This window comes from Caulobacter sp. GW821-FHT10A10, from assembly GCF_059415745.1.
The window spans coordinates 44922-58081 of sequence record NZ_JBWKNV010000007.1 but is presented as its reverse complement, the minus strand read 5'-3'; the positions used below and the strand labels follow the sequence as shown (position 1 = coordinate 58081).

Here is a 13160-nt window from a genome sequence, read left to right as displayed (position 1 = left end):
TCACGCCCCCTAAACGCTCGCAACTTTACATTGATTGATGTGATAAATCCGCGAGCGGCGCAAGCCTCGCCTTAAGGCGGCGCGCTAGGCTGCTGTGGAATCGCGGCTGGGCGGACGAGGAGTCGAGGTCGATGAGCGAGCATCCCAAGGTCGAAGGACCCGACGCCGCCATGATGGCCGCTCCGCAAGCGCTGGCGCGGTTCCTCGAGACGGTGGACGAGCGCCTGCTCGACGGCGCGTTCTCGTCCGGCGACGTCACGATCCTGGAGAACTTCGCGCCGCACGTGTTTCAGGGCCGGGCAGGCCTGGCGCAATGGCGAACGATCATGACCGGCCATGCGGGAAGCATCGGCGAGCTGAAGCACGCGTTCGGCGCGGCTCAGGACTTCGTACTGACCGACGAGACGGTTCACTTCACCCTGCCGACGCAGTGGACCGGCGTGCGCGACGGGCGGCGGTTCGTCGAGCATGGCGGCTGGACGTTCGTACAGGTCCGCGAGGCCGGCGACTGGCGGATCCGGTCGTACGGTTGGGCTGTCGTGAGCTTCGAGTGGCTGGGGTGAGCTATGGCCGGCCCGCGCATATCGTCATCCCGGCCGGAGCGAAGCGTAGAGCTGGGACCCAGGGGCCGCCTGCACCGTGGTGGCGATCGCAAAGATGAGGCTGTTGCAAGCGCCGCGCCCAGTCCCCTGAGTCCCGGGTCTACGGTCCGCTGCGCGGCCCTTCGCCCGGGATGACGAGCGGAGGAGCGCGGAGGACCGAGGGAGAGCCCCTACCCCGCCAGTTCCGTGAAGGTCTTGGTTCCGATCGGATAGCGGCGCCAGTCGCCGTAGTCGAAGTGCCACCACTCTTCCGGATAGACCTCGAATCCCTGGGCAACCATGGCGTCGCGCAGGATCTGGCGCAGGGCGCGCTGTCGGGCCGTTCCACCGGCGAAGTCGGCGTAGGAGCGGGTCGACATCTCGTCGTAGCGGCTGGGCATGTCGACAACAGCGCCGGTCTTCAGATCGTGGAGCGTCAGGTCCACGGCGCAGCCGCGGTTGTGGCGCGAGCCCTTGGCCGGATCGGCGACGAAGACGCGGCTGGCCGGCGGCGTCGCCTCCCAGAACATCCAGGTGACGAACCAGGGGCGATAGGCGTCGTGGATCGTCAGGCCGTAGCCTTGAGCCGCCAGGAGCTTGGCGGCGCGTCCCAACGCCTGGGCGGCCGGCCGCTGGAGCCAGGCCGCCGGACGTTCGTAGAGCTTCAGGCCCATGAAGTTGTCGCGGCCCGCATAGCGGATGTCGAAGCGGATGGTCGGATCGATCGTGGCCAGATCGACGAGGTCGGCCGGCAGGAACTGGCCGGCCTCCTTCGGCGGCGTCGCGGCAAGCGCCCGAGCGCGAAGGGCCTTGGAATCGGCGCGGACGGCGCGGCGGATGCCGGACTGGACTTCTGCCCCGAAATCACGGCGCGGCAGGAAGGCGCCGTCAAGGCGCACGCCTCGGGCTGTGACTAGAAGCTCGCCGCCGCCCTCGACGGCGTAGCGGCCGGCCGCCAGCGGCGAAAGCCGCCGGGCCGGCTGGCCATGGGCGAAGACGCCCAGGCCGCCGGCGTCGGTCTCGAACACCGTCGTCGGCGCCTCGGCCACGCCGTACTGGCCAACGAGGGCGAGATCGGCGGCGGCGAGGGCCACGCTGGGCGCGAGGCTGGAAGCCAGCATCCCGGCCGCCACGGTCCTGCGCGTCTGGCCCATCGCCGCCCCCTGCCCGCTACTTCATGGTCGGGATGACGAAGGCGCTGTCCTCGACGTCGCCCTCCGGCCAGCGGGCCGTGACCGTCTTGACCTTGGTGTAGAACTTCACGCCCTCGACGCCGTGCTGGTTGGTGTCGCCAAACGCACTGCGCTTCCAGCCGCCGAAGGTGTGATAGGCCACCGGCACGGGGATCGGCACATTGATGCCGACCATGCCGACATTGACGCGCTGGGCGAACTCGCGGGCGGCGCGGCCGTTGCGGGTGAAGATGGCGACGCCGTTGCCGTACTGGTGCTCGGACGGCAGGGCGATCGCCTCCTCGAAGCTTTCGGCGCGGACCATCTGCAGGACGGGACCGAAGATCTCTTCCTGGTAGGTCTTCATGCCCTTCTTGACGCCGTCGAACAGCGACGGACCGATGAAGAAGCCCTTCTCGAAGCCTTGAAGCGAGAAGTCCCGGCCGTCGACCACCAGTTCCGCGCCTTCGTCGACGCCGATCTGGATGTAGTCGGCGATCTTGGCGCGGTGCTGGGCGCTGACCACGGGGCCGTAGTGGGCGGCCGGATCGGTGGAGATGCCGACCTGCAGGGTCTCGATCTCGGCGACGAGGCGTTCGCGCAGCTCGTCGGCGGTCTTCTGGCCTACGGGAACCACGACCGGCAGGGCCATGCAGCGCTCGCCGGCCGAGCCGAAGGCCGCGCCCGACAGGTCCTTGACCACCTGGTCGAGGTCGGCGTCGGGCAGGACGAGGCCGTGGTTCTTGGCGCCGCCCATGGCCTGGACGCGTTTCCCGTGCGCCGTGCCGGTCTGGTAGACGTAGTGGGCGATGTCGGAGCTGCCGACGAAGCTGACGGCCTTGATGTCCGGATGGGTCAGGATGGCGTCGACGGCGCTCTTGTCGCCGTGGATCACGTTCAGCACGCCCTCGGGCGCGCCGGCTTCCATCATCAGCTCGGCGAGCTTCACCGGAACCGTGGGATCCTTCTCCGACGGCTTGAGGATGAAGGTGTTGCCGACGGCGATGGCCACCCCGAACATCCACATCGGGATCATGGCCGGGAAGTTGAACGGGGTGATGCCGGCGACCACGCCCAGGGGCTGGCGCATCGAATAGACGTCGATGCCCGGGCCCGCGCCCTCGGTGTACTCGCCCTTCAGGATATGGGGGATGCCGCAGGCGAACTCGATCACCTCAAGGCCGCGCTGGATGTCGCCCTTGCTGTCGGCGATGACCTTGCCGTGCTCGGACGACAGGATCTCGGCCAGCACATTCATGTCGCGCTCGATCAGGCGCTTGAACTCGAACATCACCCGGGCGCGGCGCTGCGGGTTGGTGGCGGCCCAGCCGATCTGCGCTTTCGCAGCGGCCCGGACGGCGGCGTCGATCTCGGCGTCGCTGGCGAACTGGACGCGGGCCTGCACCTCGCCGGTGTTGGGATTGAAGACGTCGCCGTAGCGCCCCGAGGCGCCGACAAGGGCTTGGCCGTTCACGAAATGGGCGATGTCTCGCATGATGCGCTCCCTAACGCTGTTTTTCGGCGTCAATAGCATCCGAGAAACGGCGCGTATCCTGGAAAATCTATCCCCGCCTACTCGGCGTCCACATGCACGCGGCGGAACCGGCCCTGCAAATAGACCAGCGGCTCGTGGTCGGGGTCGTAGCGCAGCTTGACCACGCGGCCGACATAGACCCGGTGATCGCCGGCGTCGAAGACGTGGTGGGTCTCGCACTCGAAATTGGCCATGCAGCCCGGCAGGATCGGCACGCCGGTGCGCCAGGTCTCGGTGTAGATCCCGGCGAAGCGGTCGGTGTTCTTCTGCACGAACTGGCGGGCCAGGGCCTGGTGGTCGGCATGCAGCACGTTGACGGCGAAGCGGCCGGCGGCGTCGAGCGCCCCGAGGCTGGACGACTTCAGATCGACGCAGACCAGGGCCAGCGGCGGATCCAGCGAAACCGACGTGAAGGAATTGGCGGTCAGGCCGACGCGGCGGCCGTCCTGCGCCAGGGTCGTGATGACCGTGACCCCCGTGGTGAAACACCCGAAAGCATCGCGCAGGGCGCGGGCGTCATGCGCGCCGCCTTCCCCAAGTTCAATCGTGACTGCCTGACTCATCGTGACCAAGCTGTGAGGCAAAGGCGAGCCACGGGCAAGGGCGCGATCCCGCCCTGAAGACGTCACGGCGTTCTAATGAAGTTTTTGCTTACTTGCTGATCACCGGCATTCGCGTGCTGGCGACCTTGGAGGATGCGAGGAGGCAGCCAGGAACTGCCTGGCCGCCTCCCCTTTCGTCGCCAACACCCTGTGGAGGCGACGAGCGTCCCTAAGCCTAGTACTTCACCTTCAGGCGCGCGTACCAGAAGCCGCCGTTCATGCCGAACGGACCGCCCGAACGCGGGTAGATCTGACCATCGGCCGTGCTGCCGGTGATGGCGTAGATCGGGTTGGCCGTGGTCGGCGCCAGCTTGTCCGGATACTCGTCGAACAGGTTATTGGCGCCGACGGTGAGCGTGTACTTCTCCGCGACCGTATAGCTGATGTCGAGGTCGGCGGTGACCTTCGCGCCGAACGTCTGACCGGGATAGTCCTGGTTGGTGCTCCATTTGCTGTAGTAGTTGCCGCGGGCGTTGATCGTGAAGCCGGCGACCTCGTAGCTGGCCGAGACGTTGGCCCGGTGCTTGGGCGTGATGTTCTCGATGTCGTAGATCCGGTCGGCGCCGATGGCGACGGGGTCGGACTTGGTGACCTCGCTCTTGTTGTAGCTGTAGGCGAGCGTGAGGCTCAGCGGATTGTCCAGCAGCTCGGTGCGGTAGCTGGCGACGGCGTCGATCCCCTTGGTCTCTGTGTCGAAGCCATTGGTGAAATAGGCCACCGCGCCGCCGACCCCGACCGCGGCGAGCGCGGGCTGGGCGACGATGTCGGCCGCCGTGACATCGAAGGTGCTGGTGATGCTGATGCGGTCCTTCACCTTGATGAAGTAGCCATCGACCGTGAGCGTGAAGTTGCTCATCGGGTTGAAGATGAACCCGACGCCGTAGTTGGTGGACTCTTCAGGCGTCAGGGTCTTGGCGCCGAAATACTGGGCGATGGCGCTGGTCACCGGATAGGTGCCGGTCTGGACCTGTTCGCCGCCGGGAGCGAAGGCGGTCGTCAGGATCTCGGTGTTGCTCTGCCCCGGAGACGGGGCGTGGAAGCCGGTGCCGACGGTGCCGCGCACCGAGAACATCCCGGAGAACCGATAGAGGGCGTTGACCTTGCCCACCACGGTGTCGCCGAAGGTGTCGTAGTCCTCGTAGCGACCGGCGACGCCGACCGTGAAGGCCTCGGTGACGTCGGTCTCGGCGCCCAGATAGACGCCGTAGTTGCTCTGGGTCGAGGTCTTGGCCGAGGCCGGGCTGGTGCCGCCATAGCCGCTGGCGCCGGGCGACTGCGAGGCCGTCTCGGGATTGCCGCCCACGATCGAGCGCGTGTAGACGCCGGGCGAGACCTGCACGTACAGCGGCTGCACGGCGTAGGGACCCGCGGCGTAGGACTGCAGGTCGCCCGCGGTCGCCTCATACTCCTCGTGCCGATACTCGGCGCCGCCCGACAGGGTGACCGGGCTGGCGAACCCGACTTCCAGCGGATAGGTCAGGTCGAGGTTCAGGTTGGTTTCGCGCTGGATCAGCTTGCCGAACTTGAACGAGGTCTGGCTGGTCGGGCCGAAGGAGGCGTTGAGCGATTGGGTCATCGCCAGGTCGAGCGAGTTCTTCGCCACGGTGGCGGACAGGTCGTAGGTCAGACCGCTGTCGGCCTTACCCTTGACGCCCATCGTGCCGTAGAACTGTTCGACCTCGCCCTGGAAGCGCGGGGTGAAGCCGGCCGGATAGATCGACGTGAAGCTGAAGGTGTTGCCGTCCTTGACGAAACCGCCCGTCGGGCAGGTGGCGTTGCCGGTCGGGCAAGGCGTCAGATAGATCGGCGCGAAGGCGCCGTTGCGCCCGGGCGAGCCCGTGGCCGGCGTGCCGGTGCCGTTGTCGACCGCCAGCGGCGTCGGGGCCGAGATCGGCGAGCGGTAGTTGAAGCTCTGGTCGGCCTCGCGATGCCCGACATTGGCCGTCAGATAGATGCTGGTGTTGTCGTTGACCTCGTAGGCGGAGTTGACGAACACCTTGTAGCCGTTGGTCGGCGACGAGCCCCAGATCTGCGCGGGACCGGGATAGTTGGGCAGCTGGTTCGCCAGCGTGGGGTTCTGGGCCGCGAAGACGGCCGCGATGGGCCGGGTGGCGCCGCGGCTGGTCTGGCTGTCGTCGAAATACTCGGCCGACACGTTGACGAAGCCCGCGTCGAACAGCTTGAAGCCGCCGTTGACCGCGAACTGATAGCTCTCGCCGTCGCCGGCGTAGGTCTGGCCGTAGCGCGCCTGGGCCTCGAAGCCGCTGTCGGCGTCGCGCAGGCCGTAGTTGATGACGCCGCCGATGGCGTCTGAGCCGTATTGGGCGGTGGCGCCGTCGCGCAGGATCTGCAGGCTCTTGACGGCGATCGACGGGATCATCGACAGGTCGACGGCCTGGGCGCCGAGCGACAGGGCCGTGTCGCCGCCCGTGACGACCTGGACCAGCGCCGAGCGGTTGTAGCGCTTGCCGTTGATCATCACGAGCACCTGGTCGGCGCCGAGACCGCGCAGGGATGGCGCGCGCACGAAGGTCGAGGCGTCGGAGATGGTGTTCTGCGGGACGTAGAACGACGGGACGAGGTTCTTGACCACGTCCAGCATGTCGGCGGCCGGCTGGCGGGCGAGCTCTTCGCCGCCGAAGACGTCGATCGGAGACGGCGAGTCCACGACCGAGCGGTCGGTTCTGCGCGTGCCGAGCACGATGACGGTGTCGACCTCGGTCACGGCCGGCTCAGCCGGTTCGGCGGGAGCGTCGGCGGCATTGGCCAGGCTGGCATACGCCAAGGTCAGAGAAAAAGCAGAGATACCAGAAAGCAAAATAGTCCGTGAGCACTTAGTCATGCATACCCCCTCGTGGCGCTATGCGCGCGCGTTTGCTTTCTCCGTGGTGCTTCCCGGTTCGAGTGTTCTTATTTGATAATAAAAGTCGGGCGATACATTCGAAGAATGTCGCCAATGAAACAGTTCGTCAGGCTTGCAACTTGCGCAATAGCTCCCGCCGTCATCGGATCGTAACGGGGGCTTCAGGCGCGTCGGCGCCCCTTTGCATGGCGCCCGCCATGATTTTTTGCAGCGCGATGATCAGGATTGCGGCGCCGACGAGCAGTCGACGCCAGCCTCAACTCGAGGAGGAGTCGATTGGGCCCGTCGCACGACGGTCCGCCGAACGAGAGCGCGATCGGATCGCGCGCGGGCTGTGTCGGAGCGTCGGGCCTGGGGCCGCGGCTAGGCGTGCTCGACCAGCACGCCGGGCCGGGCGGCGTCGAGGCCGAAGGTCACCGGCAGGTGGCGCACATGCGGGGTCTGCAGGTTCAGGGCCTTGGCGCCGCGGGCGATGGCCAGCTTGCCCAGGGCCGTGGGACCAAAGCCCGCCTGGACCTTGGGACTGGCGCCCAGCCGGCGGCGCAGCACGCCGTTGGCGTAGATGACGTTGGCGCGCATCAGGGCCGGGGGGGTCATGAATTCGATCGAGATCGAGACGTTCAGCATCGGGCCGTTCTCGATCCGGTGCGGGGCGTTCTGCTTCCAGGTGACCATGGAGCCGGGCGTCAGCTCGACGGCCTGGGCGCCGGCGTCCCACGCGGGCTCGAAAGCGAACTGCTCGGCGGTTTCGCGCAGCACGATCTTCTCGAGGGCCAGTTCGCCGACGTAAGGATCGGCGACCGGATAGACCCAGACCTTCTTGACGCCGCGGATCTGCCACAGCGACACCAGCGGCACGTCGAGGTGGTAGAAGACCTGGGCGTTGGCGCTGCTGATCAGCATGCCCAGATCGCGCTTGAAGGTCTTGAGGCCCGGGACCTCCCTTTCCTTCTCGGCGAAGATCTCGTCGCAGAGGGCGGCGTATTCGGGAACGTGGTCGTTGGTGTGGCGCAGGTTCAGCCAGATGCGGCCGGCCTTGGCGGCCTCCAGCAGCTGGTCGCCCGACAGGTTTCCGGCCGAGCCCTTGCGCCAGGTAGTCCAGGCCTTGGGGTCCTCGCCCATGGTGAAGACGCCGAGCAGCTCGCGCGGATAGCGGTCGAGCAGGCGCGCCAGGCCTTCGTCGTCGAACATCGGCCGCTCGTGCAGGCCGTGCTTGAAGACGAGGTTCTCGCGGCCGAAGGCCTTGGCCTTTTCGGGGGTCCAGTCGTGGATGATGGTCATGACGCCAGCCTCACGCCGAGTGTCCGTAGAAGTGGATCTTGAAGGGGCCCCACCACAGGGTCTTGCCGAGGCCCCGGGCGGCGCGGTCGAGCCATTCGGCCCGGTCGCCGGCGCGGGTCAGCCACTTGAAGCCGGCCACGGCCCCGAACAGAGCGGCCTGGACGACGCCGACCACCATCCAGCGGGCCACGCCCGCCCGGTCGGGCGGTACGGCGGCCGCGCAGTGGGCCGAGGGCCCCTGCCCGTAAGCGAAGGCGCGGCGGATCGTGTAGTCGAGGGTCAGGCGCTCGGGCAGCGGGTCTTCCCAGACCCACGCGGCCGGCTCCCAGGCGAAGACGGCGCCGGCCGCCTGCATGTGGCCGAACAGCATGTCGTCCTCGCCGCCGATATGGTTGCGCTCGACGGCGAAGGGCGCGACGGGATCGGGCAGGCTCGAGCGCTTCAGCAGGCTGTCGCCGCAGCCGTAATAGTGATCGATGACGCCGGCCTGATCCGGGCCGAGGCGCGAGAAGAACCGCTCCAGATAGTCGCGATGGGCGGCGCCTTCCGGGGCGCGGCCGCGGACGGGTCCGAAGACGACGTCGGCGGCGTAACGCGCCTGGGCCGCCAGCAGGGCCGCCAGCCAGCCGGCCGGGGCCTCCTCGTCGTCGTCGAGGAAGGCGATGAACTCGCCCGAAGCCTTGGCCATGCCGGCGTTGCGGGCGTTGGCGACGCCGGCGCGGGGTTCGTGCACGTAGTGGACGGGGAACGGCGCCTGCGCGGCCAGGGCCTCGGCGACCGGTTGGGCCGAGGGCGTCTGGTCGTTGTCGACGATCACGAGCTCGAGCTCGGCGTGATCCACCCCGGCCTGGGCCAGGACCGAGCGGGCCGCGACGGTGAGGCCGCCGGGCCGACGCTGGGTCGGGATCATGATCGTCACGCGCGCCATCAGACCTCCATCGTCGCGTTGCGGCGGCGGCCCTGGGAGGCGACGGCGTCGACCAGCCCCTTCACCCGACCGCCCATCGTAAGCTCGGTGCTGGCGATGATGTCCATGCGCCGGCGCAGGCGCGCAACCGGTCCCTGGCCGTTGGCGCCGGCCAGGGCCCAGACGCCCTCCACCGAGTGGGCGACGCGGCCGGCCATGCTGGCCGAGGTGACCGCGCCGTCGGCGATCAGGGTCTGGGTCAGGCCGTAGGAGTGCTTGTAGTGGTCCGAGCCGGGACCAAGGTCGTAGCGCGACAGGCCCACCGCCGGCATGGCGGCGATGGCCCGGGGGAAGAAGATCTGGCCCGGCGACCAGGCGGCGAAGGCCGGATTGGTCGAGGCGATCCACGGATGGTAGGTCGCGCCCTGGCGCACCCCGAAGTGGCCGGCCACCAGCTGGCCGCCGGCGTAGAGGTTGATCATCAGGCCCCGGAAGTCGCCCTCGCGGGTCTCGAACAGGGTCTGGAACAGGTCTCGGGTCCATTGCGGACGCAGGAAGTCGTGCACGCCGGTGCGCTCGATCTGCTCGCGCTTCCAGGCGATCAGCTGGTCGAACGACTCCTGGGAGTGGTCGGCGGCCTTCAGCACCACCTGCCCCATCTCGCGCTCGAGCTTGTTGTCCAGGCGGCGGTAGTTCTTGATCTTCTTGGGGCTGCCCGAGCGGACGGCCTCCAGATAGGCGTCGACGTCGTCCTCGATGTCGATGACGTAGGCCGCCGTCGTCGGCTCGGCGGCGAAGGCGTGGGCAGGATCGACGAGGCCCGTGTAGCGGAACACGGCCAGGTCGGCGGCGCGCAGCACCTGGGCCGCATCGATCTCGACACCGGGCTTGGCGACCAGGCCGTGATAGTCCGACAGCGGCGCGCCGATCGGCCGGGCCATGCCGCCGGGACGGCGATGGTGGGGCAGGAAGCCGATCGTCTCGCCCTCGCGACGGATCACCGCCACCCGCGCATCCTCGCGCACCCGCCCCACGGCCAGGGTGAAGTCCGGACCCAGGAGCGGGCTGGCCAGGGCCGGATCGGCCGCGGCGAAGGCTCGCCACAGGGCCACGTCCGCCTGGGCCAGATCAGTGGGGTGCAGGGTCTCGACTTGCAGCATGTCCACCTGTCCTAATCCGGCTCGGCTAAGGAATGATGGAAACAATTCTGCAACCCTGGGGCCAACCTCAGGATACGAAGGTCGCGGCCAGGATGCGCTCGAGCCAGGCCTGGTCGGTTTCGTCGAAGGCGGCCGGACGGTCGGAATCGACGTCGAACACCGCCAGCAGGCGACCTTGTCCGTCGAACACCGGCACGACGATCTCGCTGGCCGAGCGGGCGTCGCAGGCGATGTGGCCCGGGAAGGCGTGGACGTCGGCGACCAGCTGGGTCTGGCCGGTCTCGGCGGCCGCGCCGCAGACCCCGCGACCGAAGGCGATGCGCAGGCAGCCCAGCGTGCCCTGGTAGGGGCCGACGACCAACTCGCGCTGCTTGGCCGGATCGACGACGTAGAAGCCGGTCCAGAAGTAGTGGTCGAAGCTGTTGGCCAGCATCGAGGCCACGGTGGCCATGCGGGCCGTCACGTTGCCTTCGCCGTCGAGCACCGAGGCGATCTCGTCGGCCACCTCGGCGTAGCGGGCGGCCTTGTCGGCGGAGAGGGTCTTGTCGTTGAAAGCTTCAGCCATGGCCCGGATATAGCGCGAACGTGCGCGGAAGCGAGCCCCCGCGCACGGCGTTTTCCCCAAGCTTCAGCGTGCCGTTTCGGGCAAGGCCCGGAATGGCACAGTTCCTAGAACTCCTCCCAGTCGCCCGGGCGCGACTGCGGGGCCACCTTCAGGGCGTTGGCGCCGTGGACGTAGCGTTCGCGGAAGGCCTCGCGGCGCGGGGCGGCCGGCTGGCGCGGGGGCGCCCGCAATTCGCGGACCTCGGCGCCGACCTGGAAGCGACCGATCAGGCGTTCGAGCTCGGCGGCCTCGCTGGACAGGGCGTGGCTGGCGGCGGTCGACTGCTCGACCATGGCCGCGTTCTGCTGGGTGACCTGGTCCATCTGGTTGACGGCGGTGTTGACCTCCGCCAGGCCGATGGCCTGCTCCTTGGCGGACGAGGCGATCTCGCCGACCAGGGCGTTGATCTCGGAGACCTGCTCCATGATCTGCTGCAGGGTCTCGCCGGTCTCGCCGACCAGGCGCACGCCCTTGCCGACCTCGTCGGTGGAGGCGCGGATCAGGCCCTTGATCTCCTTGGCGGCGTCGGCCGAGCGCTGGGCCAGGGCCCGCACTTCCTGGGCGACAACCGCGAAACCACGTCCCGCCTCGCCGGCCCGCGCGGCCTCGACGCCGGCGTTGAGGGCCAGGAGGTTGGTCTGGAAGGCGATCTCGTCGATGACGCCGATGATCTGGGTGATCGACTGCGACGACTTCTCGATGCCGCCCATGGCCTGGACGGCCTCGGTGACGACCTTGCCGCTCTTCTCGGCGTTGGCCTTGGCGCTCTCGGTCAGCTGGCGGGCGCGCTCGGCGCCGTCCGAGCTCTTCTTCACCGTGGCGGTGATCTGGTCGAGGGCGGCGGCGGTCTGTTCCAGGCCGGCGGCCTGGCGCTCGGTGCGCTGGGCCAGGTCGTCGGAGGCATGGCTGATCTCGGCGCAGCCGGTGCGGATACTCTGGGCGGCCGACAGGATGCCGGCCATGGTCTGCTGCAGGCTTTCGACGGCGGCGTTGAAGTCGCGCGGCATCTTGCGGGCGTCGCCGGCGAAGCCGTCCTCGCGCATGCGCCAGATCAGGTCGCCGTCGGCCAGTTTCTCCATGCCTTCGCCCAGGGTGGCGACGGCGGCGGCCTGGGCCTTGGCGAAGGCCTCGGCCTCTTCGGCGTGTCGCTGGCGCTCGATCTCGGCGGCGGCGCGTTCGGCCTCCTGCTCGGCGCGGCGGCGCTGGCCGTCGGCCAGATCGTGGCGGAAGCCGTCGAGAGCGCGGGCGATGGCGCCGATCTCGTCGCCGCCGGTCACGCCGGGCACCGGCTGGTCGTAGCGGCCGGCGCTGAGGGCGTCGACCGACTGGGTCAGGCCCGACAGCGGCTTGCGGACCAGGGTGGCGCTGGCCAGGAACAGGGCCAGAAGCACGGCGCCGGTGATGACCAGACCGCCGATCAGCAGGATCATGGCCAAGCGGTCGGCCGGGCCGGTAATGGCCGAACGCGGCACGTCCATGACCAGGGCCCAGGTGGTGTTCAGCTCGGGAATGGCGATCGGGCTGACCAGGCGCTCCATGTCCTCGTCGCCGACCTTGACGCCGCCGAACAGCGCCGCCTTGCCGCCGCCGAGCACGGCCTTGACCTTGTCGGCGCCTTCGTCGGCATAGGACGTGGTCAGCTTGTCGGCCTCGGGGTGAGCCACCCATTTGCCGGCCGCCGACAGCAGCATCACGCGGCCGCCGCCCAGGGGCTTCAACTGCTCCAGGCGCTTGGAGACGCCATCCAGCGACAGGTCGACGCCGGTCGCGCCGAGAAACTGGCCGCCGACCATCGACGGATAGACCACCGAGGTCATCAGCTCGGTCTTGCCGGCGACGGTGTAGGGATAGGGCTCCAGCAGCGCGGCCTTATGGGTGTCGCGCGGGATCGTGTAGTAGGGCTGGCTGTATTCGTTGCCCTCGTTGAGGGGCTGGAACACCACCTTGCCGTCTGCGTGCACCCAGTACGGGGTGAAGCTGCCGTCGGGATTGGCGCCCATGTCGGTCTGGCCGGCGAACTCGGCGTCGCGGCCGTCCAGGGCGTTGGGCGCGGCCATGAACCAGCTGCCCATGACGATCGGCGTGGCGTCGGCCTGGGGGCGCAGCATCTCGATATAGGTCTTGCGGTCGCGCAGGCCGGCCTGGTGGGCGGCGGCGATCGAACCGGCGGTCGAGCGCGAGGTGGCCTCGACCCGGCCGATCTCGGTGCGGATCTGCTCGATGGCGTCGTCGGCCACGGCGTCGGCGTAGCGGTGCGTCAGCCCCGCCACGATGCCGAAGGTGTGCATCGACACCGCCACGGCGGCGGCGATCAGCAGAAGGCCGATGGCCAGACCCGCCACCGTCACCAGCTTCCACGCGATGGTCAGCCGACCGAACGCCTTCATCGAGAATCTCCACAGCCCGAGCCCTTAGCTTGGTTGTGGCGGTCGATTCCTAACGGCGCTTTAACTGAG

10 protein-coding genes are annotated in these 13160 nt (G+C 68.6%); 1 reads left to right on the top strand and 9 read right to left on the bottom strand.

From position 1 onward, the window contains the following. Positions 1-131 precede the first annotated feature (131 nt). Complete coding sequence (locus AC07NS_RS19310; RefSeq protein ID WP_494605851.1) at positions 132-563, top strand: hypothetical protein; 432 nt, start codon at positions 132-134, stop codon at positions 561-563. Positions 564-772: 209 nt separating this feature from the next. Here AC07NS_RS19310 and AC07NS_RS19305 read toward each other — a convergent pair whose 3' ends face one another. The 9 genes from AC07NS_RS19305 to AC07NS_RS19265 form a co-directional block, all read right to left on the bottom strand. Beyond that, positions 773-1735, bottom strand: coding sequence for a M15 family metallopeptidase (locus AC07NS_RS19305; protein WP_494605849.1), 963 nt, complete (start codon positions 1733-1735; stop codon positions 773-775). A 16-nt stretch (positions 1736-1751) separates the two neighbouring features. Then, positions 1752-3248 (bottom strand): CoA-acylating methylmalonate-semialdehyde dehydrogenase, encoded by a 1497-nt coding sequence (locus tag AC07NS_RS19300; RefSeq protein ID WP_494605848.1) that lies wholly within the window; start codon positions 3246-3248, stop codon positions 1752-1754. Between the two features lie 77 nt (positions 3249-3325). Further along, positions 3326-3850: a flavin reductase family protein gene (locus AC07NS_RS19295; protein ID WP_494605846.1), complete on the bottom strand. Its 525-nt coding sequence runs from the start codon at positions 3848-3850 to the stop codon at positions 3326-3328. A 214-nt stretch (positions 3851-4064) separates the two neighbouring features. Further along, positions 4065-6614, bottom strand: coding sequence for a TonB-dependent receptor plug domain-containing protein (locus tag AC07NS_RS19290; RefSeq protein WP_494605844.1), 2550 nt, complete (start codon positions 6612-6614; stop codon positions 4065-4067). Positions 6615-7115: 501 nt separating this feature from the next. Further along, positions 7116-8033, bottom strand: coding sequence for a hypothetical protein (locus AC07NS_RS19285; RefSeq protein WP_494605842.1), 918 nt, complete (start codon positions 8031-8033; stop codon positions 7116-7118). A gap of 10 nt (positions 8034-8043) precedes the next feature. Continuing rightward, a complete protein-coding gene (locus AC07NS_RS19280; protein ID WP_494605840.1) occupies positions 8044-8961 on the bottom strand; it encodes a glycosyltransferase family 2 protein in 918 nt (305 codons plus the stop codon). Further along, positions 8961-10100, bottom strand: coding sequence for a GNAT family N-acetyltransferase (locus AC07NS_RS19275; RefSeq protein WP_494605838.1), 1140 nt, complete (start codon positions 10098-10100; stop codon positions 8961-8963). The genes AC07NS_RS19280 and AC07NS_RS19275 overlap by 1 nt, the downstream gene beginning before the upstream one ends. Before the next feature lie 67 nt (positions 10101-10167). Beyond that, positions 10168-10665 (bottom strand): GAF domain-containing protein, encoded by a 498-nt coding sequence (locus AC07NS_RS19270; RefSeq protein WP_494605836.1) that lies wholly within the window; start codon positions 10663-10665, stop codon positions 10168-10170. Positions 10666-10769: 104 nt separating this feature from the next. Beyond that, positions 10770-13091, bottom strand: a complete 2322-nt coding sequence (locus tag AC07NS_RS19265) for a methyl-accepting chemotaxis protein (RefSeq protein ID WP_494605834.1) — start codon at positions 13089-13091, stop codon at positions 10770-10772. Positions 13092-13160: the final 69 nt, after the last annotated feature.